Raw genomic sequence first — 26,534 nt, forward strand, 5'->3', positions numbered from 1 at the left:
TTTGGTCTTACAGGTTGTATTTGGATAATGGACAGATGAAAAAAGTAACCATAAATAGTGTAGCAAGCCATGCAGGGGTTTCTAAAAAAACCGTCTCACGCGTGTTAAACAATGAGCCTAATGTAAGTGCCGCCACCCGAGAAAAGGTGCTTGCGGTATTTAAAGAGCTTGATTACACCCCAAATCCAATTGCACGAGGTCTTGCTCAAAATCGTAGCTTTATTATTGGCTGTTTATACGATAACCCAAGTAAAAGTTATATTACCCGAGTGCAAACGGGCGCCTTAGAAGCGTGTAAAGAAAACAACTATAATTTATTGATACACCCTTGTGAGTTTCGTGGTGATGCCCTTATAAATAATATTGAGCAATTACTGCAGACATCTCGATTAGATGGCATTGTGCTAACACCTCCTTTTGGTGATTTTGCTGAGCTGGCTTCTTTTTTAAAATCTAAAAAAATTCCTTATGCAAGAGTTGCGTCAGCTTTACTTCAAGATGATTCTATTTCAGTTCGTAGTAATGATGAGCAAGGCGCATTTGAAATTACTGAGCATTTAATTAGCCTTGGGCATAAATCTATAGCGTTTATTAAAGGGCACCCGGATCACAGTGCTACGCAACAACGCTTTAAAGGTTACAGGCGCTCACTTGCAAGCCATGGGATAGAGTTTGATGAACGATTAGTAGAGGAGGGTAACTTTAGTTATCATTCTGGTGTAGATAGTGCACGTAGCATATTAGATTTGTCCCCTAGGCCAACCGCTGTATTTGCATCAAACGATTACATGGCGGCAGCGGTATTAAAATTAGCTACTCAGCGCCAATTAAAAGTGCCTGATGACATTTCAATAGCTGGTTTTGATAATGCACCGATTGCGCGTCATATTTGGCCTGGTTTAACAACTATTGCACAACCGGTTGAAGAGATGACTAAACAGGCCGTAACTCAACTTATTTCACACATAGCTCAACCACAAGAACAGCCGTATCAGGTAACACTTGAGTCGCGCTTAATTACACGCGAGTCTACCTCTGCGATAAAATAGTGAGTTAAAACCACTTTCACAGTAGCCCGAATATGAGTGACGCTTATTCGGGCTTTTTTTGCTCTGAACTTGCTAAAATATACTTTGTGCCTAAAAATCAATTAGGTCATTATTCGGTCATGTTAAAATATTAAACTATTTTTGTTACCCGGGGTTGACACCGGTGTCATTGCTATGCGTTAATACAGTGACACCGGTGTCAGGGTTGTTGTGAGAGGCTCCCTGGTAGCGTACCTTTGAACGGGTAAATCAAAGATGCTCAGTACAGTTATTTACGTGGAGTCTGTAGTTGCTACTGAGCCTTTATCCTCTAACTAATAGAGATGAGTTAAATTATGTTACATCCTCGTATTCAAGAAGTTACCCAGCGCGTTATCGAGCGCAGTAAAAATACCCGTCAAGATTATTTAGAACGTATTTCGCACGCAAAAAAACAAACAAGAGTTCGTGCCGGTTTAGGTTGCGGAAATATAGCCCATGTTATGGCTGCTTGTAGCAGTGATGACAAAGCGCGCTTAAAATCTGATGAACAGCCAAATCTTGCTATTATCAACTCATATAACGACATGCTTTCGGCTCATGTGCCATACAAAGATTACCCAGATTTAATTAAAGACATTGCTACTAAATACGATGCTACAGCACAAGTTGCTGGTGGTGTTCCTGCAATGTGTGATGGTGTTACGCAAGGGCGTGACGGCATGGAACTTTCGCTTTTTTCTCGTGATGTAATTGCTATGTCTACGGCAATATCGCTTTCACACGATGTGTTTGATGGCGTTTTTTGTTTAGGCGTTTGCGATAAAATTGTCCCGGGTTTATTAATTGGTGCATTGTCGTTTGGTCATTTACCTGTGTTCTTTTTACCAGCAGGTCCAATGCAATCAGGTATTCCTAATAAAGAAAAAGCACGTATTCGTCAAAAATTTGCACAAGGTTTAGTAAGTCGCGAAGACTTATTAGAGGCTGAAAGCGCGTCTTATCACAGCGCAGGTACTTGTACGTTCTACGGTACTGCAAACTCAAATCAAATGTTAATGGAAATAATGGGCTTACACCTTCCAGGTAGCTCGTTTATTAATCCTTACACTGAGCTTCGCGATGGCCTTACAGGTAATGCTGTAGAAACAATGCTCAAGCAGCTTACAGATGATAAAGAAAGCCCGTGTTTAGCCGATGTGATCAGCGAAAAAACGATTATAAACGGTTTAGTCGGCTTGCTTTCTACAGGTGGTTCTACGAACCATGCTATTCATATTGTTGCGATAGCAAAAGCGGCGGGCATTCAGGTTACGTGGAAAGACATGTCTGATTTATCAGAAGTTGTACCACTACTTACACGTATTTACCCTAACGGCTCAGCTGATGTAAACCACTTCCAAGCAGCTGGCGGTATGGGTTTCTTAATGCGAGAGCTAGCAAGCGCTGGTTATTTACACACAGACGTTAAAACAATGCTAGGCGATGGTTTAGCACCTTACATGACAGAGCCTCGTTTAGATAAAGACGATAGCCTGATCATGAGCAACTCAACCGGCCCAACTAAAGTAAAATGGGTAGATTGCCCAGCAAATTCACACGATGAAGAAGTACTTCGCCCAGTGAGTAACCCTTTTAGTAAGCAAGGTGGTCTGCAACTCCTAACGGGTAACCTAGGTAAAGCTGTTATTAAAGTGTCAGCTGTTGCTATTGAACATCAAGTTGTTACTGCTCCTGCAAAAGTATTTAGCTCACAAAGTGCTCTGCAAGACGCATACACGCGTGGCGAATTAAACCAAGACTTTATTGCCGTGCTAAAAGAGCAAGGCCCTAAAGCGAAAGGTATGCCAGAGCTACACAAGTTAACGCCAGTAATGGCAACGCTTCAAGATGAAGGCTTTAAAGTAGCTATTGTTACTGACGGTCGTATGTCGGGTGCATCAGGTAAAGTACCTGCTGCTATTCACTTAGCACCAGAGGCAGTAGAAGGCGGCATTATTGCTAAAATCCGAGAAGGCGATTTAGTGACGCTTGATGCGCCAAACGGAATATTAAAAGTACACGTTAGCGACGAAGAACTTGCTAAGCGTGAAGCAGAACTTAGCCTGCCAAGTGCAACATTTGGTACAGGACGTGAATTATTTACTGGATTTAGAAATATCGTAAGCAGTGCCGATTTAGGCGCGAGTGCTTTTGGACTTGAATAAATATTAGCCATACTGGGTAATGAGGAACAAGTAATGAGTATTGAAAAAATCTTAGCATCGGCACCCGTAGTGCCAGTGGTTGTAATCGAAAAATTAGAAGATGCAGCACCACTTGCAAGAGCGTTATATAACGGTGGCTTAAAAGCCTTAGAAATAACACTACGTACACCTATTGCTGCAGAAGCTGTAAAGCTGATGAAAGCAGAAGTACCTGAAGCCTATGTAGGTACTGGTACGGTAGTAGATAAAGCAAGCTTTGATCTTTCGGTTGCCGCAGGTGCAGATTTTATGGTGAGTCCAGGTGTTAGCGATGAGCTTATTGCTTTGGCTAAAACATCAGATATACCATTTTTACCAGGCGCTGCAACTGCAAGTGAAGTTATGCAACTTGCGTCGCATGGTTTTAAGTATTTAAAATTCTTCCCTGCAGAAGCTGCAGGCGGAACAGCAATGCTTAAATCAATCGGTGGCCCATTACCACATATTACTTTTTGCCCAACTGGCGGCATTAGCCTAGCAACTGCACCGAACTATTTAGCGCTTAACAACGTTATTTGTGTTGGTGGTACGTGGATGCTAGATAAACAACTAATTGAAAATAAAGACTGGCAAGCAATTGAAGCGCTTGCTCGCCAAGCAAGTGAACTTAAATAGGAGTCTAAAATGATTAATGTAGCAATTAACGGTTACGGCCGTATCGGTAGAAATGTTTTACGTGCACTTTATGAGTCAGCTCAAAACAGCGAAATTAAAATTGTAGCAATTAACGATTTAGCACCAGCTAACGTAAATGCACATTTAACGCAGTATGACTCAGTTCATGGTCAATTTTCTAAAAAAGTAACACTTGAAAACAACACTATGCTAATTGGGGATGACGTAATTACGTTAACGCAAGAGCGTGACCCTGCAAACTTACCGTGGAAAGAGCTAAATGTAGATATCGTTTTAGAATGTACTGGTTTTTTCACTAAACGTGATGACGCTGCTAAGCACATTACTGCAGGCGCTAAAAAAGTAATCGTATCTGCTCCAGGTACTGGTTTAGATGCAACAGTAGTACATGGTGTAAACAGCGACGTAATTAATGCTGATAGCAATATCATTTCTAACGCTTCTTGTACTACTAACTGTTTAGCGCCAATTGCAAAAGCAATTAACGACACTGTAGGTATTGAACAAGGTAGCATGACAACTATTCACGCTTACACCAACGATCAAAACTTATCTGACGTATACCACCCAGATTTATACCGTGCGCGTAGTGCAACTCAATCTATGATCCCAACTAAAACAGGTGCTGCGGCAGCTGTTGGTTTAGTATTACCAGAACTTGCTGGTAAATTAGATGGTATGTCGGTACGTGTACCTACAATCAATGTTTCTTTAGTTGATTTTACGTTTATCACTAAGCGTGATACGACTGCAGAAGAAATCAATGCAATCATGAAAGAAGCATCAACGGGTTCGATGAAAGATATTTTACAATACAACGAGCTTCCGCTTGTTTCTATCGACTTTAACCATAACCCAGCGTCGTCTATCTTTGATGCAACGCAAACTAAAGCCAATGGCAAACTAGTTAAAGTAATGGCTTGGTACGACAACGAGTGGGGTTTCTCAAACCGCATGTTAGACCAAGTTAAAGCATTAGGTCAGTACTTATAATTGACCTTGTAAAAGTTTAGCTTTATCCAACCAAGCCACGCATTGCGTGGCTTTTTTGCGTTTGGTTTATCTGTATATTTGCAATTCAAAATTAGGAGGGTACTATTTGTATTTTTTACACACTAAATTTTGTTAATATGTGGGTGTGTAAATCAATGGAATTTCGTTGTATGTAATCAACTCAACGAAGCAAGGGATAATAAAAATGATCAGAGCTTTATCGCGAAAAGTATTTCGCACAAATCATCTTCAGATAGGTGAGGGCAACATAAGTGGCTACATAGCCTGCTTTTTAGCAATACTGAGTTGCTTAGGCGTATTAGCGTTTCACTTTCCTGAATACTTAACCACACCAGAACTGAGAAAAAGCTACAGTGTCGACTTTTTACGTCAGCTTATGTTTGCATCATTATTGGTCTCGGGCAGTTTAGGATTACTTAACTTTGTACGCAATACCAATAAGCGTTTAGGGGCTACAGCGTGGTTTTTTATTATTCTGGCAATTATGTTTGGCGGACCAAACGTTGAGGTAAATGAGTTTGCCACCAACACACCTTACATAGGGCTCGATTGGTTTATTTTAGATTTACTCGGCTCAACACTCATATTTATTGTTATTGAAAAGCTGCTACCCCATCGAAAAGAGCAAAAAATATTACGTAGCGAATGGCGAGGCGATTTAAATCACTTTTTTGTAAACCATTTAATTATTGGTTTTGTATTACTCGTCACTAACCACTTTGTGCATTATGGCTTTGGCTGGGCTGTATCATCTACAGTACAAGGTTATATAGAGCAAACTCCCTTTGTAGTGCAGTTGTTTTTAATAATACTCGTGGCCGATTTAATGCAGTATTGGGTGCATCGTGCCTATCACGAAGTCCCTTTATTATGGCGCTTTCATGGCGTACATCACAGTGCTAAAGAAATGGATTGGTTAGCGGGCTCTCGCCAGCATATTCTTGAAATACTCGTTACCCGCAGCTTAGTGCTCACGCCTATATTTGTGCTTGGTTTTTCACAGCAAATAATTAGTTTGTACGTAATAATTGTGGGTTTACAGGCTGTGTTTAACCATGCAAATGTACGTGTGAAATTTGGCTGGTTAAAGTATTTTATGGTTACACCGCAGTTTCATCATTGGCATCATGCGTCAGATAAAGCCGCGATTGACCGAAATTACGCTGCACATTTTTCGTTTTTAGATTATGTGTTTGGTACTGCTGTTAAAGGCCAAAAAGAGTGGCCACAAGCGTATGGCGTAGTCGGGGATTACATGCCCGTAGGTATGCTTAAACAACAGGTTTACCCGTTTAAGCGCACTAAATAAGTTTGGAAAATCCGAATAAACATAAAATAAAAGCGAGCAAGGTGTTACATTTTGCTCGCTTATATTACTAATATTAAACTTATTTTAGCTCAGCTAATAACTCAGTAAATGTTGGCCTTTGATTTAATGTAGGTTGCATCGCACGTTTTGCCATATCGGACATTTTAACAAAGGGCTCACTTTGTCTATCATCACCAGTTACCGTGCCTAATAAGTCTTCAATTAAACACCCTAATGCACGTACTTCAATTAACTCGATTTGCTTTTGTTGATAATCATTTAGCATGGCTAAGTTTGTGGCTGCACCAAAATCACTAAATAATACATCAGCATCTTTGTTTATCATGGTGTTATGCGCATACACGTCGCCATGGCTTACTTTACAAACATGCAAGTGATGTAGCGTACTTACCATTTGTTGTGCAATTTTTAAAATAGTGTGAGTTGAGTAATGGCAATCATCATTAAAGATATCACGTGTGCAGGTTTCGAGGCTTGGAGGCAGGCCTAAATTAGCAAAGCTTTTATCTATTAGCTCCATTACTAAACCTAGCTGATCACTTTGCTCAATGTAGGCAAGTACTTTAATTAAATTAGCGTGATCGCCTGCTTGTAAGCAGCAATTTACTTCATCAAGCGGGTAGCCGTCGCTGGTAATTGCGCCTTTAAATAATTTAATCGCTACAGCACTTTCAATAGCTTGTGCTAAATGAATAACGCCCGATGCACCTTGGCCAATAACATGACTAAGTGTGTAATCGTTAAGAGACTTATTTTCTAAGCAGCTTTTTGTAAGGCACTGAGCTTTATTAAAATCGTTACCGGCAAACGCAAGCCAAGTAAGTTTAGGCAATTCAAACAGCCAGTCGTCTACGTGTGTTAAGTTATTAGCAGAGAGCCTAACAAGCTCAAGGTTTTTACACTGCGCCATGCTACTTGGCAGTTGCTTAAGTTGATTGCCTGCAAGCGCAAGCTTTTTAAGCTGGGTATAATTACCAAAATCTTCAGGCAATTCGCTTAACGTATTATCGGTGAGTATTAGCCACTCAATATTTTTTGGCAGGCTGTTTAATGCAAATTCAGAAATTTGGTTACCTTTAAACGCGACCATAATTAAAGCAGGGCATTTAGCGAGCACTTTAGGAATATGCTTAAACTGATTAAACGATAAAAACACACGCTTAAGGCGTGTTAAACAGGCAAATTCATCAGGTAGTGTTGATAAGTTATTATTTGATAAATCGAGAACTTCAAGCGTGTCAGCTAAGCTAAAGATTTCTTCAGGAAATGTCGTTAGCTCTTCTACCAATTGCAGGCGAGTAGCACCAACAAGTTTGCCACTTTTAAGCTCTTTAAGGGAGTTCATATTAATACCATGTTCTAAAAATGAAAAAGCCAACATAGCTGTTGGCTTAAAGTCGTTCTAACTTACTAAATCGCTCTTTAGAATTGCGCGTTATGGTAAACGTTTTGTACGTCGTCGCAATCTTCTAACATTGCTAAAAAGCGTTCCATAACTTCAACGTCTTCGCCTTCAATTGGCGTTTCAATTTGTGGCACAAAGCTAATTAGGTCTTCGTCAAATTCAGTAATGCCCATTTCTTCAAGCGCTGTACGTGTATTGTTGTACTCTGTATGAGGAGCAAAAACAGTAACTTTACCGTCATCTACTTCTACGTCAGTTACATCAACATCAGCCATCATAAGAGCTTCAAGTACTGCTTCGTCGTCATCACCGTCAAATACAAAAATAGCAAGGTGATCAAATAAATGTGAAACAGAGTTTTGAGCGCCAATTTTAGCATTTGCTTTGGTAAAACAAACACGGACATCAGCAAAGGTACGCTTGTTGTTGTCTGTTAAACAGTCAACAATAATCATACAGTTACCAGGGCCGTAACCTTCGTAACGTGTTGCTGCGTAGTCTTCACCGCCGCCGCCTTTTGCTTTGTCTATTGCGCGGTCAATAACGTGTGCTGGTACTTGGTCTTTTTTAGCGCGTTCAATTAAACGACGTAATGATAAGTTACCATCTGGATCTACACCGCCGTTTTTTGCACAAATATAAATTTCTTTGCCGTACTTAGAATAAACTTTAGTTTTAGCACCCGCAGTCTTAGCCATTGAATCTTTTTTGTTTTGGTAAGCTCTTCCCATCTGCGTTTCGCCTTAATATATGTAAATAATAGAATAAAATTATAGTGCGTATTCTAAAGGTAAATGCATTCAAGGGCTAGTAAGTATTAAAGCTGATTAAAACAGTCGCGTTTAAAAACTATCTCAAATGTATTTTAGTGAGGGGATTATCGAGGGACTTAGACGTTGGAATTATATCTATTCTTGTAAATTTAACTCAATAAAAAAGGCAACCTGTATAACAGCTTGCCTTACTAAGTAATAAAAAGTAAGTATTACTTACCAAATACGTACACGTTCATCTTCAGGAAGGTATAACTCATCGCCTGGTTTTACATCAAACGCTTTGTACCATGCATCGTGGTTACGTGGCGCTTGTGCTCTAAAGCGACCTGGAGCATGTGTGCCACCACGAAGTTGGTTAAGCATGCTTTGTTCAGTACGTTTTTCTTTCCATACTTGTGCCCACGCGAGGAAGAAGCGCTGATCGCCTGTAACGCCATCAATAACAGGCGCTTCTTTACCATTTAAACTTAGCTTGTAAGCGTGATAAGCCATCGACAAACCACCTACATCACCAATGTTTTCGCCAAGGCTATTTCGACCATTAACAAAGTTACCTTCGATTGGTTCGTATTTACTGTACTGCGCAGCCAGTTGATCGGCTTTTTTGTCAAATGCAGCGCGGTCAGCATCTGTCCACCAATTACGTTGCACACCGTTTTCGTCTGATTTTGAACCTTGATCGTCAAATCCATGACCCATTTCGTGACCAATTACAGCGCCAATACCGCCATAGTTTACAGCCGGATCGGCATTTGGATCGAAAAACGGCGGTTGTAATATCGCAGCCGGAAATACAATTTCATTAAACGAGCTATTGTAGTAAGCGTTTACGCGTTGTGGCGTCATGCCCCAGCGGTTACGATCTGTTTTTTGTAGCTCTTTTTCAACACTTTCTGCATGAAAAAATTCACGCATGTTTTTCACATTACCGATTAAATCGTTTTTAGTAATGCTTAAACCATCATAAGACTGCCAAACATCGGGGTAACCAATTTTTGGTACAAAGGCAGCAAGCTTAGCGCGCGCATTTACTTTAGTTGCATCGCCCATCCACTCTAGGTTATCAATACGTTCACCAAGGGCTGTACGTAGGTTTTCAACCAGCTCTGACATTTGTTGTTTAGATGATTCAGGGAAGTAACGTGCTACGTATATTTTACCAATAGCAAAACCAAGCGAACTCGTGCCTGACATTTCACTTATTGCACGTTTCCAACGAGGGCGAGGCTCTTGCTGTCCGTTTAGTTCTTTACCAAAAAAAGCAAAGTTAGTATTAAATACGTCTTCTGATAGTAAACCTGCGTTACCGCTAATAGCATGATACGTTAGGTAGTCTTTCCATACTGCAATATCTTCTTGATTGATTAGCTCAATCATCGCTTTTATAGGCTCAGGCTGAGAGACATTTAACTGAGGTACTTTATAACCTGTTTGTGCAAAGTATAAATCCCAGTTAAAACCAGGATAAGCAGTGCTTAAATCGGCGCGTTCAATTTGGTTTAGCGTTAAATCGCGATTACGGCGCTTTTCACGGGGCCAATGACCTTGTGCAATTTTGGTTTCAAGGTCTAAAATAGCTTGAGCGCGCTCAGCGGTATTTTCGACTCCTGCAAACTCAAGCATATCAGCAATGTGAGCAACATAAGCTGTACGGGTTTTAACAAAGCGCTCAGCGTCTTCAAGGTAGTAAGAGCGATCGGGTAAGCCTAAACCACCAGCACCGAGGGACATTTCATATTTGTTAGGGTCTAATCGGTTAAACCACATGCCGCCGCCAAAAGGGGCTTTATTACCGGTTAACCAAGACTTACCAAACATTTCAGCTAAATCGTCAGTTGACGCTATATCACTAATTTCACTTAACAATGGCTTAATAGGCGCTACACCTAGTTTATTAAGTGTTTCGGTATCCATATACGCATTGTAAAAATCAGCAACGAGTTTTTCTTCTGCGTTTAAATCTTTACGTGCGGCTATTTCTTCAATAATAGCTTTAACATCGTCTTCACTGCGCTCAGCTAATCCTGAAAATGCACCGTAGCGGGTTTTATCTGCAGGCATTACGTAGTTGTCATACCACGTGCCACTGGCATACATAAAAAAATCATCGCCTGGTTTAACGGCTTCGTTACGGGCTGTCAAATCAACACCAAAACTACCTAACTCTGCTTTTTTTGTCACTGCTGCAGTGACTATTTTAGGTTGTTGCTCGTCTGTTTTTGTTGTTTGCGGCTCTGAACAACCGGTAATAAATGTGGCAGCTAATGCTGCGGCAATTAAACTCTTTTTCATTACTTACTCCTGAGTATCACTGATTGAATTTAAGCTGCAGTGAATTATTTTTATTGTTACGAATATTTAACTTATCGATTGTTATTGATATTAATCAGACAAACAAATCTTTTGAGGTGAATCACCACAGTGCTCGTTAAAACTAATATAAGAGAAAGGCTAATAGGTTCTATAAACGCTTTATTTAGCTCGAATACTTGAAAGTATCCGAGCTAAGAGGGGTTACACTCTATTTACTTTTTATGCTGAAGCTCCCACATACGGGCATATTCTCCGGCGATAGTAAGTAACTCATCGTGCTTACCTTGCTCAATAATTTGTCCGGCTTTGAGCACAATAATGGTGTCTGCATCGGTAATAGTAGATAACCGATGAGCAATAACAATACTCGTATGGTTACTGGCAACTTCACGCATTGCTGCGAGAATTGCTTGCTCAGAATGAGAGTCGAGTGCAGATGTTGCTTCATCAAAAATTAAAATAGGGGACTTTTTCAAAATGGCGCGGGCAATGGCAATACGCTGTTTTTCGCCGCCGGATACTTTTAAACCACGCTCGCCAACCAGTGTTTTATCGCCTTTATCAAGTGTGCCTATAAAGTCTTTTAAATGCGCCATAGCAATGGCTTCATCAATTTCAGCATCGCTTGCTGATGGTCTGCCGTAAGCGATATTTTCACGAATCGTGGTGTTAAACAGCACGGTGTCTTGCGGGACTATTGCAATGGCTTTTCGTAAACTATTAAGTGTTACTGAGTTTATTGCTTGATTATCAATACTAATTTCACCACCGCTTACATCATAAAAACGATAAAGCAGTCGCGCTAATGAACTTTTACCTGTACCACTGGCACCAACAATGGCTACTTTGCTGCCTGCTTTAACGCTAAAGCTAAGGTTATTAAGAATAGGGCGATGCGCATCGTAACTAAAACTTACATTATTAAATGTTATTTCACCTTGTCTAATATTGAGCTCTTTAGCATTAAGTGCATTGGTTATTTGTGGTTTTTTGTTAAGTAGTCCAAGCATGTTTTCAAGGTCGGTTAGCGCGCGTCTTATTTCGCGGTACACAAAACCTAAAAAGTTAAGCGGTAAAAACAACTGAATCATATACGCGTTAATCATCACAAGTTCACCAATAGAAAGCGTACCTGCAACTACCTCGGTTGAGCCCAACCACATTAACGCGGTAATAGCACAAGCAATAATAAGTGCTTGGCCTGAGTTGAGGGCGAGCAACGACATTCTATTTTTTAAACGGGCTTTTTCCCAGTTTGCTAAAAAGGTGTCGTACGTTTTGGCTTCAAACTGCTCATTATTGAAATATTTTACAGTTTCATAATTAAGCAGGCTGTCTATTGCGCGGGTATTACTTTTATTGTCGGCAGCATTTGCTTCTCTAATAAAGCGGTTTCGCCACTGAGTAACCACCACAGTAAAGGTAATATAAATGGCGACTGCCAATAATGTAATCAGCGCAAACCAAACAGAAAACAACGTGCCAAAAATAATCGCAACGGTCAGTATTTCAAACAAAGTAGGCACAATGTTAAACATTAAAAAGCGCATTAAAAAACTTAACCCACTAGTACCGCGTTCTATATCGCGGCTAATACCGCCAGTTTGCCTATCTAAATGAAAAGCCAGCTCAAGTGAGTGCAAATGCTTAAATACTTTTAAACCAATATCACGCATAGCGTGCTCGGTTACGCGAGAAAATACAGCATCTCTTATCTCACCTAAAAATACGCTAGCAAAACGCAGTGCACCGTACATCAATAACAATAAAGCGGGGATAACTAACAGTGGGTTAATTGACTTATCTACAGAGTCTATTATTTCTTTAAGTGCCCAAGGCATTAAAAGCGTGGCACCTTTTGCGCCTATAAGCGCCATAAGTGCAATAAAAACACGGCCTTTAAATTTTGTAAGGTAGGGCCACAGTGTTTTTACACTTTGGCGTAAATTCATGGCGTCTGGTCGTTTTTCACTGCTTTGTCTGGGGCGCATTAAAAGTCTCAGTAAAATTAAATTAGATAGTAAATAGCTAAGGGCTATTGTATTTCAAATACTAGCCCTTATATACTACGCATCCCTTATTTTAGTTTTAAAACGTGAATGTTTAAATTTAGAGTGTTTTTAACTGCCTTTTTGCTACTTGCTGCACTTTTTAGTGTGCAGAGCAATGCTATGGGCGCCTCACAAAATTTAAATATCAATATTAGTACGCAGGTTTCGCTTACTGATATTGCCGATTTAACTAAAATACAGCCTATTAGTAAGTCTGTAGATACTTCGCAGCATAAAAAAACGCATCAAACCGATTTTGACGCGCACCAACCAAGGTTAACAGCCAATAATTCATCATTGTTTTTGCACACTGTTCAAAGTGAGCCAGAATACGATGTGGTTTTTGAATTTTTTGCTCAAAACCTTGTTAGGCATATATTCTTACGACCAAGAGCGATTAATCCTATACAGCCTTGGTATACGCTTGTAACTAATAGTAAAAAGTCGCGCTTGAGTGGCTGGAAAGACGTAAACTTACTCTACAGAGCTGTAACTACCTACCACGCTTAATTTTCCTTATTTAATTTTATTAGGTTTTAACTTTTAAAGTTTTAGCCTGCAGATTAATTGTGCTTTTAAAAAGTACGTTGCTAGCTTTGCTGGCAATAAGGATTCAACATGTTAAGTTTTAAAAAAGATAAAAAGCCGTCTACGGCTAAGTTCAAATTAAGCTATATAGCCATGCTAATAGTATTGGTTTTATTAGCTATTAGCGCATTACCAAACCTATATCCAAATAAATCGTGGTTGCATATCAGTGCCGTGCCGCACAGCGAAACACAATCTTTACCAAGCACTAAAACCTTAGTTACTTTTTTAAATAACCAAGGGTTAGAGGTTGAGCAGGGCTTAGATAAGCAATCAACTATTAATGTACTTTTAAACGAGCCAACTAAAAGCGCTCAGGCGCAAGCGGCTATAAAAGCGCAATACCCAAACACGCAAGTTAAAATTGTTGAGCATGCAACCAGCCCTACATGGTTACAAGATTTTGGTTTATCACCAATAAAGCTGGGCCTTGATTTAAATGGCGGTGTGCTATTTGTACTAGACGTAGATTTAGATAAAGCCGTTGATGAGCAGTTAGTCAGTGCGTATCAACAAGCTAAATCAATCATTATTAAACAAAAAGCACATGGCGTAAAAGCGCAGCAAACTCAGCACGGGTTTGAAATAAACGCATTGCCTAATGCAACAGACAAGTTAACCCCCGTTATTGAAGAGCTACAAAGCCGATTTGCCAATTTAGCCGTTGTAACAAGCAATAACGGCAGCGTTAAAACTGCCAAATTTAGTTATTCAGAGCAAGGCCGAAGCAGCTTTGATAAAGAAGTAATGGGGCAAACACTCACAACCCTTCGTTCACGTATTGAAGAGTTAGGCATTACCGAAGCGGTAACACAGCAACAAGGCAAACATCGCATTCGTATAGAGCTACCGGGCGTGCAAGATCCAACCGAAGCAAAACGTATTATTGGTGCAACAGCATCGCTTGGTTTTTATCAATTAAAAGAAATTGGCGGGCAAACATTTAATATGCAATCGGGCGGGACCATAAAGCTCGATCCTGTGCCAATTTTTACAGGCGATCATATTAATAATGCAAACATAGGCCGCGACGATTGGGGTAAACCACTGGTACAGCTAAGCCTAGACGGCCAAGGCGGGGATGCAATGTCGGCATTTTCAAAAGCCAATATTGGTAAGCCAATGGCGACGGTTTACTCTGAGTATTCTCAAAACGCTAAAGGCGAAGTCGTTAAAAAAAGCGAAGTTATTAATGTTGCCAATATTGCTCAGCATTTAAGTTCGCGTTTTAGTATTACCAATATGAAAAGCCAGCAAGCGGCAGCCGATCTGGCATTGTTACTACGTGCAGGCTCGCTTACAGCGCCCGTTACAATTGTGCACGAACAAACAATAGGGCCAAGCCTCGGCAGCGAAAATATTAGTAATGGCTTAGCCGCGCTTATGTTAGGCATGGGTATTACGCTTGCATTTATGGCGCTTTGGTATCGTCGTTTAGGCCTTATTGCAAACGTGGCACTTATATTAAATTTAACGTCGCTTGTGGGCTTAATGTCATTATTACCAGGGGTTGTGTTAACGCTTCCGGGTATTGCAGGCCTGGTGTTAACCATAGGTATGGCGGTAGACACGAACGTAATAATATTTGAACGCATTAAAGAAGAACGTCGCCAAGGCCGTGCACCATATCAAGCTATTCAAGAGGGTTATAAACAAGCCGCAAATACAATATTTGATGCCAATATAACCACCATGATCACCGCACTTATTTTATATGGCATAGGCTACGGGCCCGTTAAAGGTTTTGCCATTACATTGGCACTGGGGCTTTTAACGTCTGTATTTACAGGTGTGTATGTATCAAAAATATTAAGCCAAACGTTGTATTTAAAAATGGGTAAAAAAGCAGGAGTAAAAGCACATGCTTAACACTTTTTTGAAAGGTGAAAAGGGTACACGTTTACGTTTTATTGGCATGCTTTTAAGCGCCATATTAGTGTTGCTATCAGTATTTACGCTTACGCAAAAAGGTTTAAATTTCGGCTTAGACTTTACCGGCGGCTATTTAACTGAGTTTACAACCAGCCAAAGTGTTGAACTAAAAGAGCTTCAATCGTTTATTGCTAAAAATCACAACGGTGAGTTTGAGCTAACTGCGCAAGGTAATAGCCATTTTCAACTAAGAGAAGCACCAAGTGCATCAACAACAGTTAATAGCCTGGATTGGCAAAGCGCTGTTACACAAAACGATGATATAAACGCACAGGTTTTATCGTCGGCCTATATTGGCTCACAAGTGGGCGATGAGTTATTTGATCAGGGTTGTTTAGCCATGTTTGCTGCAATGATTGCGGTAATGATTTACCTTGCAGTGCGTTTTGAATGGCGATTAGCGGTAGGGTCTGTGGTAGCGCTAATGCACGATTTAATACTCGTACTAGGGTTATTTTCACTATTACAAATTGAGTTTAATCTAACCGTACTGGCCAGCTTACTGGCTATTATTGGTTACTCACTTAACGATTCAATAATAGTAGGGGATAGAGTACGCGAGCTTTTACGTGTTCAATCAAACAATGTACTTAGCCCAGCGACTATTATTAATAATGCGATTAAAAGTACGCTAACACGCACCTTAATAACGTCGGGTACTACACTTGCAACGGTTGCGAGCGTTTGGCTACTTGCAGGCGCACCACTGCAAGGCTTTGCTATTGCATTATTTACTGGCATTGTAGTGGGTACGTTCTCGTCTATTTGTATAGCGGCAACCTTGCCGGAGCTATTGGGCTTAAGCGCTAAAAACTACGAAGTTAAAGTAGATGCCCACACGCAAACATTATTAGATATGCCATAAGGTTTTTAATAAAACACAAGTAAAGAGCTGCATCAACCAATCAACGGCTCTTTGCTTGTTTAATGCTTATTAAAACCCCGCTAATACTCCCACCAAACTTGCGGGGTTTAAAACAATGGTTTTAAGCCTAGCAAAAATGTTAAACTAACTGCCTTATTTTTACTGCCAGTATTGTATTAATCCCCATGAATAAAACCCACGTTATCGAACATCTTCGTTTTGCACTAGAAGCGCAGCTTACAACAGCAAAAGTAGCGGCAAAAACCGCGCACGACACCGCCACACATGAAGAAAACATAGCCGAAAACAAATACGATACCCTAGGGCTCGAAGCCGCTTATTTAGCACAAGGCCAAGCCCAGCGCGTAAACGATTGCTATAAAAGCATAGAATTGTTTGAGCCTGCCTTTAACGAAAAGCCTACCGACAAAATAGCTATCGGTTCGCTGGTGTGTATAGAAGATGATAACGCAGCCCAAAAATGGTTTTATTTAGGCCCTGCAGCTGGTGGTTTAACAGTAAACGTTAAACAGCACGCAATTGCTGTTGTAACACCCGGCGCACCAATGGGTAAGCAGTTACTAAATAAACAGATTTATGATGAAATTACGTTAACTATTGCAGGTAAAGCCCACGAATATGTTGTGGTAGAGATCTTATAAAGCTTTGGTTTTTTAAGAGAAACGTTTGCTGGCAGAGCTATACTAACGAAATAAACGCTTATTTATATTTATAAATTAATTGTCGGATGGCATGGCTTCACCATTTATCCAACGTACAGCAATGCTTTTATAGCGTAACGTGGTGTGTATTTCAATTTGTACAAAGGCATATAATGAGAAGTACCTAATAGTTTAAAAATGAGCAGGGTTGACGTTAGGTGCTCCCTTTTTAATTGATTTTAATGCTTTACAGCCTCGTTTGTTGTATTTCCCAAGTTGGCTACTCGGTGCTACTATAGTGATACATTTGTTTGGGGATTATTATGAGAGTAGAACTAGTAACAACATTGAAGCGTCGAGCAACGAAGATATTATCTGAACTTCATTCCTCTAAAGAACCTGTGTTGATAACTGAACATGGACAACCATCTGCATACTTAGTAGATGTTGATGATTATGAATTTATGCAAAAGCGTATGCAAATTCTTGAGTCTCTTGCAAAAGGAGAGCAGGCAATAAGTCGTGGTGAAACCACCTCGAATGTTGAAGCTAAAGATAAAATGAATAAATGGCTGAAATAATTTGGACTAATCCAGCTTTGGATGATCTTAACGATATCGCTGAATATATCGCATTAAGCAATTTGCAGTCAGCGAAAAAATTGGTTTCCAAAATATTTGAAAAAGTTGAACGTCTCGAACCCTTTCCTGAATCAGGTAAAAAACCAATTGAGTTAGCTAACCTAAATTATCTTGAACTGGTCGTGAATCCTTGTCGTATATTTTACAAGAAAGATAACAATAAAGTATATATTTTGCACGTAATGAGACAAGAACGAGACTTACGAAAATTTTTGTTGCTAACGCAATATACAGCTAACAAGTAGGTAATCCCTGAGTGAAATTAGTATGACCCTCATACTAATTATTATAAGAAGCAATTATTAAAAAGCTATCCAAACATCTATCAAAATTCCAACTTAACAAATATAAGAACTAAATTATGGTTTGTTTATTAAAAAAATTGCTACACACGTTCCTTAAGTGTTTAATATACCGTACATAAATAATATGGAGGTTGAAATATGAGACATAACAATTGGTCTTGCTCTAAGTGTAATAATAACGAATTTGATACCGGTGAAATAAGAGTTTCGGGTGGCTTTTGGTCAAGAATTTTTGATGTTCAAAATAAAAAGTACACCGCTGTGACATGCAGTCGATGTAGTTTTACTGAATTTTATAAAGGTTCATCATCAACACTTGGTAACGTATTTGATTTCTTTACTGGGTAATCAAAGCTTAAAAAGCACTTTAATTGAAATGTAAACAGATCAGTTCAAGAGTTACCTCCTCATTTAGCTGAGGAGGTTAAATGCTTAAATATACCTAAGCGATAATTCGCCTTATTAAATGTAGGTGGACCTTTAGAAATATACCAACTAATAGCAGTTAAACAAAATCTATTATATGCACTAATAATAGGCTTCAATAACAGGCCATAAGGCTTGGATGAATTTATTTTTATGATTTTTCATCTAACATCCTATATTTTAAATATCCAATTTTAGGTAGCTTTTTTCACAAATTTCGCTGTTACCATCATTTCGCCAATGCCTTCCACTTTACAATCAAGTTCGTGATCTTTTTTATCAAGCACTCTTCTAACGACCGCTTTGGTGCCAATTTTAATTACTTGCGAGCTGCCTTTAATTTTTAAATCTTTGGCTACGGTCACTTTATCGCCATCATTAAGTAAAGTGCCGTTGGCATCTTTTACTAAAATTGCGTCTTCATCATTTGTAGTATTTGGGTTCCACTCATGGGCGCACTCGGGGCAAATAAGCAGTTGTTGGTCTTCGTAAACATATTCACATTGGCATTTTGGGCAAGCAGGCAGCGACATTTTTAACTCTCATAAGATATTGTTTTGCGTATTTTAATCTGCATTATTAGTTAATCAATATTTTTCATCTTCACGCTAAAAATATCTCGTTTGTGCGTTTTTAAAAAAGGGCATATAAAGCACATGTCGCTTAAGCAATTTAAGCGCTAACTCGTACAGTAGGTACCTGTTAAAGCACCCATCATATTAAGTGATTCGCGCAATGCCCACTTAGTACGATGGGTGTTTCTATTTATAATGCTTAGTATTTTATTAAGCATGCTTTTTATATTTTGACTTAACTAGGAAAAGTCGTGTTTAAAACCTTAATTGTGGTTGATAACAACGAGCAAACGCTTGCTCAATCGTTCGAAAATGTAATTACGTTTAATACCTACTTACGTGATTACCCAAAACATAACGAACCAAAAACACGCATTATTAATCTGTGCGACTCAAGCCAATACTTGAGCAAAGGTTACTATTGCTCGTTACTTGCTGAGGCGCGCAAGCACCAAGTTTTACCCAGTGTAAAAACCATTAATGCACTTCGTAGTGGCCAAGCTCCTATGTTAAATGTGGGCCAAATAGATGGCACACTTTATTTTGGTAATGCCCAAAACGATTTACAATCAAAAGCGGCAAAGTCGGTATTTAAACAATACCCAACGCCTATTTTATTTGTTGATGAGCAAGGCTTATTGCAACAAGGCTCGATGTCGTCTTTAAGCGAGCAGCAGTACAGCGAATTTGTAGCCAAGCTAGATAACTTTACTAAAACGCAGTGGCGTATTAGTTCTGTGCAACGTCGTTTTAGATGGGACATGGCAATACTTGTTGATCATAACGAAAAAGTACCACCGAGTGACAAAGACGCCATTGCACGTTTTATTAAAGCAGCGGCTAAACACGGTATTTATGCACAAGCATTAAGCTTTGACGAAATTGATAACATTGCCCAGTTTGATGCGTTATTTATTCGCCAAACTACAGCGATTGACCACCCAACGTATCGCCTTGCAAGCAAAGCGCAAAGCCTGGGTTTAGTGGTTATTGACGATGCTGAGTCTATTTTACGTTGTTGTAATAAAGTGTATTTACACGATGCATTTAATTATCAAAAAGTGCCAAGTTTAAAAACGGTTGTAGTGGCTGATCAAGCAAATGAAACGCTTGAGCAATTAGAAGAAGCGTTTACGTATCCGCTTGTTTTAAAAATGCCTGAAGGGTCGTTCTCAAAAGGTGTGTTTAAAGTTTCAAACCGTGATGAGCTTGCCGCTAAGCTTACAGAGCTGTTTGAATATAGCGCATTAGTGCTTGCACAAGAGTACATGTATACCGAATATGATTGGCGAGTGGGTGTGTTAAATGGCCGTGCAATTTATGCATGCCGCTATTTAATGGCGCGTAACCATTGGCAAATTTATAACCACGATGCTAAACGGTTTTTCTCTGGCGGCTTTGAAACTCTACCAACCTTTGAGTTACCAAAAGCGGTGTTAGATGCAGCATTAAAAGCATGTAAAACAGTGGGTAGGGGTTTATATGGCGTAGATGTTAAAGAGCATCAAGGCAAAGCATATGTACTTGAAGTAAACGACAACCCAAGTATTGATCACAAGGTAGAAGACGGCTATTTAGGCGACGAGCTATACATGATCATTATGGATGAGTTTAAACAACGCTTAGAAGCACGAGGCCGTGGGTAATAACATGAGCAACCTTGTTATTCGAAAGGCGCTTAGTAGTGATTTAAATGCACTGATTGACGTTGAAAACGCTTGCTTTAATAACGATAAATTAAGTCCGCGTAGTTTAAAACGCTGGCTTAGTGCAAAACACGGTATTTTACTCGTTGCCCAAAATGGCGAGCAAGTATGTGGATATGGATTAGTGTGGTGCCATAAAGGGACTCGTTTAGCGCGTTTATATTCGCTTGCTGTAAAACCCACAATGCAAGGTAAGGGCGTTGCAAAGACATTGCTTACTAGCCTTGAAAAAGAAACGTATGAGCGAGGGCGTATTTACCTTCGTTTAGAAGTGGCTGTAAATAACGAAGGTGCGATAGGGCTTTATAAAAGCTTAGGTTACAGAGTGTTTGGTCAATATAGCGATTATTACGATGACCACAGTGACGCACTACGAATGCAAAAAAACATTCGACAAACGAGTGAGTTAAAAGTGGCGCGTTTAACGCCGTGGTATCAGCAAACTACTGAGTTTACGTGCGGACCTGCTGCACTATTAATGGCAATGGGCGCACTTGAGCCAACAACTGAGCTTACCCAATCGCATGAGCTGGCACTTTGGCGTGAAGGTACCACCATTTTTATGACTTCGGGTCATGGTGGTTGCCATCCGTTTGGTTTGGCACTTGGAGCTAATAAGCGTGGTTTTAAAAGCGAGGTAATGGTTAATACCACAGAGCCTTTGTTTTTAGATGGTGTACGTAACGAGAACAAAAAAGTGGTGTTAGCTACCGTACACCAGCAATTTGTAGATGGTATAGCGCAAGCAAATATACCGCTTAAGCATAAAGATGTAGAGCTTGAGCATATTGAGCAGTGGTTAAGTAAAGGCTTTAGTGTGCTGTTATTAATTAGTACATACAGTTTTGATGGTAAAAAATCGCCACACTGGGTGTGTGTTACGCACCTTGATGAGCACTGCGTGTATGTTCACGATCCGTTTTGTGAGCCAGGTAACGATAAACAGCTCGCAATCGATTGCCAATATGTACCTATTGCGCGAAGTGATTTTAGTAAAATGTCAGCGTTTGGTAGCCAACGTTTAAGAACGGCGGTGGCTATAGCTAATAAAATATAAGGTTAACAGTGACTTTTTTAGATTTAATTGATGTAGCCCCGTATTCGTGGGCAGCTATTGGTACTGCGGCTTTTTGTGGTGCTATTATTGGAATAGAGCGCCAATTGCGTGGTAAACCTGTAGGAATTCGTACATCAGCCCTAATAACGCTGGGCACGTATTTGTTTTTATCCACTGCGTTTAATTTACAGGGGGATGTAATAGATCACTCTCGTGTAGTTGGGCAAATAATTACAGGTATTGGCTTTTTAGGGGCAGGCGTTATGCTCGCAAAAGATGGTGCGGTAGTTGGCGTAACCTCTGCTGCAACCATTTGGGTGCTTGCATCAATAGGCGTGATGATAGCGACCGAAAACCTTGGGGCTGCAATAAAACTCTCGGTGCTGGTGGTCGGTATTTTATACGGTGTTGATGTGCTTGAAGCTAAGTTTAAAAGTTTAAGTAAAGGTGTGCACACTAAAGTTAAAATTTATTCTAAGCGCTATTATCGCAAAAGCGAAAATAAAACAGAGCGCCACTTATAAAGTGGCGTCTTTATAATTAAATTTATAACTAACTTAATACTAATTTTTGATGCACTAAAGCATCGCAAAGTGCTTGTGGGCGGCCTAAATAATAGCCCTGAACCTTATCGACATTTAGTTTGCGTAGGGTGTTTATTTCTTCTAGTGTTTCTATGCCTTCGGCAATAATATTACAGCCAATGTCTTTAGCAAATCCGCATAATGCTTTAGCTAATAAGTATTTACGACGATCGCTATTAATGTTTCGGGTAAGGCTAATATCAAGTTTAATAATATCTGCTTGTAGCTCCAAAATATGCTGAAAAGAAGAATACCCCGCACCAACATCGTCTATAGCTAGGCGTATGCCTTTTTTACGCAGTGGCGCGAGTGCCGTTAACATTTCATTGTAGTTGGCAATAGGAGAGTGTTCGGTTACCTCCAATACTATATTACTGCAATCAGAAATAGCAGCTAATGCATTGGCAACGGCACCACTTAGTATATGCTCTGGAGAGGTGTTAATTGACACATACACCTCTTTATTAAAATGACTCATATTGCCTAAAACATTGTTTATTGCCAACATTTCTAGGGCTTCACCTAAACCAAACTGTGCTGCTTCATCAAACCAAATGTTAGGTGTTCTATAGGGCTCAACAAAAAAGCGAGACAAGGATTCGTAACCCGAAACTTTATTTGTGTTTAAGCTATATATAGGCTGGTAGTAAATTTCAATATTGTTTGTGTTTATAATATTAAGTACGTTAGATTTAATAAGTTGTTTTGCTTCATTGTCTTGTATTTGTGTATCAATAAGCTGTGAAGCCAGATCTGAAATTAAATTTAAAAACGCCAGATCACGCTTGTTTAATGTGTCGTCCTCTTGCTCGTTATAGCAGCAAAATGTGCCATAAATATCGCCGTTATATAAGGTAATTGGCACCCCAATATAAGCGCCAATATTAAGCTTTTTAGTAACCGGCATATCGCGGGTTATACTATTTTTACTGGTGTCAGGTATTATATTATCTAGTTCATTATTGGCTAATTTATTACAGTAGGTTTCGTTTATGGGATCAAAATTACCTACTTTTACAATCTCGTTAGGGCGTTTGGTATCAACTAATTTAAATATACGTTTAGAGTCTTTAAACTCAGAAATAAAAGCAACGTCCATATCAAGGTGTTTACGAATAAGTGCTAGCAAGCGAGTTAGTCTAGTATTGAGATCAGTCTCTGCTTCAATATCTAATAGTAAATTTTCACTAAAATTTACATGCATATTTCCAACTTCCTGTGTTTTAGTTAATGGTTTATATTAATACAGTAGCCTAGCTTGTTTTTAAAGTATTAACCAAACAATTTTTTTCTCACTACTTTACGATACTCTCTGGGTGTTTGGTTCAGTATTTTTCTAAATATTCGCGTTAAATGACCTTGATCGTTATAGCCTACTTCTAACGCTACTTCCTGAATTGATAAATTTGACGAAGCGAGCAACTCTTTAGCACCTTCTACTCGTAACTGTTGCCAATACTCAATAGGGCTTTGGTTGGTAGCTGCTTTAAAGCGCCGCGTAAAAGAGCGATAGCTTAAATTAAACTGTGCGGCTACATCCTGTAAATTAAGCTCTGTTGCTAAGTTGGTTTTTAACCAAAATTGAATTTGGGCAATTAACTCATCGGGATGGCGATCAACCGCACCTTCAAGATAGCGCTGATCTTCGTAGGGTTTGCGTATTTCGTGGGAAAAATTGCGCTCAACATGCTGCGCGGCAGCTTTGCCATAATACTGACTAATAATATGTACGATCACATCTGCAAGGGCATTAAGGCTTGCTACGGTGTACATGCGTTCTGACTGGGTTATAAAAAAGTCGGGTTTTAAACGCACTAACGGGTAGTCGTGGCTAAATTGATTGGCGTAGTGCCAATGGGTTGTAGCAGGGTGCCCATCAAGTAAGCCAGCCTCAGCTACTAAGCAGTTGCCAGTGCCTACACCAATTATATGGCTGCCTGCGCTAAAGCTCTCGCTTAGCCAATCAACTACGTCTTGATTTGTACGCACTACAGGGCGTGGGTTTCGCCAAATACCAGGCACTATAATTAAATCGCTGTAGGGCGCATTAGTTGTTATGCAATCAGGAATTATCGCAAGGCCTACGCGAGTAGCTATAGATTCAGCATTTTTAGCCACTAAATTTATAGCAAGCGGTCTAAAACTTTGCTTATCAATATGGCCTCTAGCAAAGGCTTCGCCGGCTCTTAACATCTCAATAGGCAGCGTTAAACTGGTAACTAATAAGTGCGGATAAACCGCTATAGCAATGTTTAATGGTGGATTAGTGTTTTTTTCAGTCATATAAATGCTCCGACCAGTACGTTTTGGCCTTTTGTGCTGAATATTTGGCTATTAAAGCACAATATATAGTGCGTAATCCATTTAAACTGCCTGTTCTTCTAATAACACGCTTTTTAAAGGTAAATTATGACTGCATTACCCGTTATAGTAGGCATGGGTGGCATTAACGCTGCTGGCCGTACTTCTTTTCATCAAGGTTATCGCCGTATCGTGTTAAATAGTTTAAATGCTCAAGATCGCAGTGAAACATTTTTAGGCCTCGCCACACTGATGAATCTAGTAAGTGTTGTAAACGGCCAATTACAAGATACACAAGGTAATAATGTTGAGCAAAGCGACATAGAAGCACGCTTTGGTGAGCAGATTATTGCCGGTACACTTATTCGTAAAATTGAAAAAGAACACTTTGATGCCGATGCCACACCGTGGCAGCAAAAAATGACACTGAGCGCATCAAGCGATAACGCAATTGTGTTTGAAACGCGTGCTCGCGACTTACCTGCACCTGTTCCAGCTAGCTGGCAAGTTGAAGAGCTTGAAGGCAAAAAAGTTAAAGTAACTATTGCAGCCGACTTAGACGTAAAGCATGACTCAACACGCGATAACCCAATTAAATCTGCTGGGCAATTTCCGACTGGGTTTGATCCATCAGTTATGTATAACAGCCGCTATCAGCCTCGTGGTTTGCAAGCCACTATTTTTGCAGCTACTGATGCGATTAAATCAACTGGGCTTGATTGGCAGCATATTATGAATAGCGTAGAGCCAGATAAAATTGGTACCTATTCAGCATCGGTAATTGGCCAAATGGACGACAAAGGCCTAGGTGGTTTAGTAAAAGCGCGCCAACAAGGCGACCGTGTTAGCACTAAGCAGTTAGCACTGGGCTTAAATACAATGTCTACCGATTTTATTAATGCCTATGTTACGGGCAATGTAGGTACTACGTTTTCGACCTCGGGCGCATGTGCAACGTTTTTATATAATTTACGTGCAGCGGTTAATGACATACAAGCAGGGCGTACACGCGTTGCGGTTGTCGCAAGTGTTGAGTGTGCTATTACACCAGAAGTTGTAGAAGGCTTTGGTAACATGAGCGCACTTGCAAACGTTGAAGGTTTGCGCCGTTTAGATAACTTATCAAATGATGAAGAACCTGATTACCGTAATAGCAGCCGCCCATTTGGCGATAACTGTGGCTTTACATTAGGTGAAGGCGCGCAAGTTGCTATTTTAATGGATGATGCTTTAGCCCTTGAGTTGGGCGCTGATATTATGGGCAGCGTACCGGATGTGTTTGTAAATGCAGATGGCGTTAAAAAGTCGATTACATCACCTGGACCTGGTAACTATATTACAATGGCAAAATCAGCCGCACTTGCTAGCAGCTTATTAGGTAAAGAAGCACTGCAAGAACGTAGCTTTATTTTAGCTCATGGTTCTAGTACACCGCAAAACCGTGTAACAGAGTCTTTGATTTATCACAAAGTAGCGCAAACGTTTGCTATTGATAACTGGAAAGTAACAGCGCCAAAAGCGTATGTTGGCCATACTATTGCACCTGCAAGTGGCGACCAATTAGCGATAGCTTTAGGTGTATTTAGCCATAATATTATGCCGGGTATTACCACAATTGATAAAGTGGCTGATGATGTTTATAGCGACCATCTTGATATTCGTAATAGCCATTACGAGTGCGCTGATATGGATATTGCTTTTATAAATTCGAAAGGCTTTGGCGGTAACAATGCAACAGCTACTGTACTTTCACCAAAAGTAACAATGCAAATGCTCGCTAAGCGCTATGGCGATGAAGTTATGACTAGTTACGCGCAGAAAAACGTGGCAATTAAAGCCGCGCAACAAACGTATCAAGCTCAAGCTGATTTAGGTCAATATGAGCTTATTTACCGCTTTGGCGACGGACTTATTGACGACAACGACATTGTAATTGACGAGCAAAGTATTCAGTTACCAGGCTTTGAAAAAGCAATTACGTTTAGCACAACAAATTCCTATCAAGATATGTTTTAAGCACACATACTTGTTAGCAAGGCGCTTTTTAAGCTGTCTCTTGATCACAAGTCTGACTCAAGAGATTTTGCTAAATC

At 39.9% G+C, this 26,534-nt stretch carries 23 protein-coding genes; 16 read left to right on the top strand and 7 right to left on the bottom strand.

The genetic code is table 11. From position 1 onward, the window contains the following. The first annotated feature begins 35 nt into the window (after positions 1-35). The 5 genes from GQR53_RS04085 (at position 36) to GQR53_RS04105 (ending at position 6,233) form a co-directional block, all read left to right on the top strand. Positions 36-1,049: a LacI family DNA-binding transcriptional regulator gene (locus GQR53_RS04085; protein ID WP_165742954.1), complete on the top strand. Its 1,014-nt coding sequence runs from the start codon at positions 36-38 to the stop codon at positions 1,047-1,049. A 335-nt stretch (positions 1,050-1,384) separates the two neighbouring features. After that, positions 1,385-3,235, top strand: coding sequence for a phosphogluconate dehydratase (edd, locus tag GQR53_RS04090; protein ID WP_165742955.1), 1,851 nt, complete (start codon positions 1,385-1,387; stop codon positions 3,233-3,235). Between the two features lie 33 nt (positions 3,236-3,268). Continuing rightward, positions 3,269-3,889 carry a bifunctional 4-hydroxy-2-oxoglutarate aldolase/2-dehydro-3-deoxy-phosphogluconate aldolase gene (gene eda / locus GQR53_RS04095; protein WP_002959756.1) on the top strand — a complete coding sequence of 207 codons (621 nt, stop codon included), beginning with the start codon at positions 3,269-3,271 and terminating at the stop codon, positions 3,887-3,889. A 9-nt stretch (positions 3,890-3,898) separates the two neighbouring features. Next, on the top strand, positions 3,899-4,903 hold the full coding sequence (gap, locus tag GQR53_RS04100; protein ID WP_165742956.1) for a type I glyceraldehyde-3-phosphate dehydrogenase: 1,005 nt from the start codon (positions 3,899-3,901) through the stop codon (positions 4,901-4,903). 205 nt (positions 4,904-5,108) lie between these two features. Beyond that, a complete protein-coding gene (locus GQR53_RS04105) occupies positions 5,109-6,233 on the top strand; it encodes a sterol desaturase family protein (RefSeq protein WP_165724108.1) in 1,125 nt (374 codons plus the stop codon). 79 nt (positions 6,234-6,312) lie between these two features. Here the strand turns inward: GQR53_RS04105 and GQR53_RS04110 are convergent, their stop codons facing one another. From GQR53_RS04110 to GQR53_RS04125, 4 genes are all read right to left on the bottom strand, one after another. Further along, positions 6,313-7,635, bottom strand: a complete 1,323-nt coding sequence (locus GQR53_RS04110) for a leucine-rich repeat-containing protein kinase family protein (protein ID WP_240917441.1) — start codon at positions 7,633-7,635, stop codon at positions 6,313-6,315. 41 nt (positions 7,636-7,676) lie between these two features. Beyond that, positions 7,677-8,390, bottom strand: coding sequence for a YebC/PmpR family DNA-binding transcriptional regulator (locus GQR53_RS04115; protein ID WP_165742957.1), 714 nt, complete (start codon positions 8,388-8,390; stop codon positions 7,677-7,679). 258 nt (positions 8,391-8,648) lie between these two features. Continuing rightward, positions 8,649-10,727 carry a M13 family metallopeptidase gene (locus tag GQR53_RS04120; RefSeq protein ID WP_165742958.1) on the bottom strand — a complete coding sequence of 693 codons (2,079 nt, stop codon included), beginning with the start codon at positions 10,725-10,727 and terminating at the stop codon, positions 8,649-8,651. Between the two features lie 233 nt (positions 10,728-10,960). After that, positions 10,961-12,739, bottom strand: coding sequence for an ABC transporter ATP-binding protein/permease (locus GQR53_RS04125; RefSeq protein ID WP_165742959.1), 1,779 nt, complete (start codon positions 12,737-12,739; stop codon positions 10,961-10,963). Positions 12,740-12,847: 108 nt separating this feature from the next. Here GQR53_RS04125 and GQR53_RS04130 point away from each other — a divergent pair, with 108 nt between their 5' ends. From GQR53_RS04130 to GQR53_RS04160, 7 genes are all read left to right on the top strand, one after another. Further along, positions 12,848-13,309, top strand: a complete 462-nt coding sequence (locus GQR53_RS04130) for a hypothetical protein (protein ID WP_165721524.1) — start codon at positions 12,848-12,850, stop codon at positions 13,307-13,309. A gap of 108 nt (positions 13,310-13,417) precedes the next feature. After that, complete coding sequence (secD, locus tag GQR53_RS04135; protein WP_165742960.1) at positions 13,418-15,256, top strand: protein translocase subunit SecD; 1,839 nt, start codon at positions 13,418-13,420, stop codon at positions 15,254-15,256. Continuing rightward, the gene (gene secF, locus GQR53_RS04140) at positions 15,249-16,184 is read left to right on the top strand and encodes a protein translocase subunit SecF (RefSeq protein WP_165742961.1); all 936 of its coding nucleotides are present in this window, start codon (positions 15,249-15,251) and stop codon (positions 16,182-16,184) included. The genes secD and secF overlap by 8 nt, the downstream gene beginning before the upstream one ends. 185 nt (positions 16,185-16,369) lie before the next feature. Next, positions 16,370-16,846, top strand: a complete 477-nt coding sequence (locus GQR53_RS04145; protein ID WP_165742962.1) for a GreA/GreB family elongation factor — start codon at positions 16,370-16,372, stop codon at positions 16,844-16,846. Positions 16,847-17,169: 323 nt separating this feature from the next. Next, positions 17,170-17,427 carry a type II toxin-antitoxin system Phd/YefM family antitoxin gene (locus GQR53_RS04150; RefSeq protein WP_165742963.1) on the top strand — a complete coding sequence of 86 codons (258 nt, stop codon included), beginning with the start codon at positions 17,170-17,172 and terminating at the stop codon, positions 17,425-17,427. After that, positions 17,415-17,732 carry a type II toxin-antitoxin system RelE/ParE family toxin gene (locus GQR53_RS04155; RefSeq protein WP_165742964.1) on the top strand — a complete coding sequence of 106 codons (318 nt, stop codon included), beginning with the start codon at positions 17,415-17,417 and terminating at the stop codon, positions 17,730-17,732. Before GQR53_RS04150 ends, GQR53_RS04155 begins: the two co-directional genes overlap by 13 nt. 198 nt (positions 17,733-17,930) lie before the next feature. Continuing rightward, positions 17,931-18,140: a zinc ribbon domain-containing protein gene (locus tag GQR53_RS04160; protein ID WP_007582647.1), complete on the top strand. Its 210-nt coding sequence runs from the start codon at positions 17,931-17,933 to the stop codon at positions 18,138-18,140. A gap of 272 nt (positions 18,141-18,412) precedes the next feature. Here the strand turns inward: GQR53_RS04160 and GQR53_RS04165 are convergent, their stop codons facing one another. After that, positions 18,413-18,751: a zinc ribbon domain-containing protein YjdM gene (locus tag GQR53_RS04165; protein WP_024605991.1), complete on the bottom strand. Its 339-nt coding sequence runs from the start codon at positions 18,749-18,751 to the stop codon at positions 18,413-18,415. 293 nt (positions 18,752-19,044) lie between these two features. Between GQR53_RS04165 and GQR53_RS04170 the strand changes: the two genes are divergently transcribed. Genes GQR53_RS04170 through GQR53_RS04180 form a run of 3 tightly spaced genes read left to right on the top strand, consistent with a single transcriptional unit; the run spans position 19,045 to position 22,080 of the window. Further along, positions 19,045-20,439: a RimK family protein gene (locus GQR53_RS04170; protein WP_024605990.1), complete on the top strand. Its 1,395-nt coding sequence runs from the start codon at positions 19,045-19,047 to the stop codon at positions 20,437-20,439. A 4-nt stretch (positions 20,440-20,443) separates the two neighbouring features. Next, positions 20,444-21,556, top strand: a complete 1,113-nt coding sequence (locus GQR53_RS04175) for a GNAT family N-acetyltransferase/peptidase C39 family protein (RefSeq protein WP_165724123.1) — start codon at positions 20,444-20,446, stop codon at positions 21,554-21,556. 8 nt (positions 21,557-21,564) lie between these two features. Further along, entirely contained in the window at positions 21,565-22,080 is a 516-nt protein-coding gene (locus GQR53_RS04180) for an MgtC/SapB family protein (protein ID WP_165724125.1), read from the top strand. 28 nt (positions 22,081-22,108) lie between these two features. Here the strand turns inward: GQR53_RS04180 and GQR53_RS04185 are convergent, their stop codons facing one another. Both GQR53_RS04185 and GQR53_RS04190 read right to left on the bottom strand, forming a co-directional pair. Then, positions 22,109-23,344, bottom strand: a complete 1,236-nt coding sequence (locus GQR53_RS04185) for an EAL domain-containing protein (protein WP_024594761.1) — start codon at positions 23,342-23,344, stop codon at positions 22,109-22,111. A gap of 68 nt (positions 23,345-23,412) precedes the next feature. Then, the gene (locus GQR53_RS04190; RefSeq protein ID WP_165742965.1) at positions 23,413-24,423 is read right to left on the bottom strand and encodes a helix-turn-helix domain-containing protein; all 1,011 of its coding nucleotides are present in this window, start codon (positions 24,421-24,423) and stop codon (positions 23,413-23,415) included. Between the two features lie 126 nt (positions 24,424-24,549). On the opposite strand from GQR53_RS04190, the gene GQR53_RS04195 reads away from it, so the two are divergent. Then, positions 24,550-26,457 carry a beta-ketoacyl synthase gene (locus GQR53_RS04195; protein ID WP_165742966.1) on the top strand — a complete coding sequence of 636 codons (1,908 nt, stop codon included), beginning with the start codon at positions 24,550-24,552 and terminating at the stop codon, positions 26,455-26,457. Positions 26,458-26,534: the final 77 nt, after the last annotated feature.

This window comes from Pseudoalteromonas sp. Z9A6 (assembly GCF_011378805.1).
Taxonomy (GTDB): Bacteria; Pseudomonadota; Gammaproteobacteria; order Enterobacterales; family Alteromonadaceae; genus Pseudoalteromonas; species Pseudoalteromonas distincta.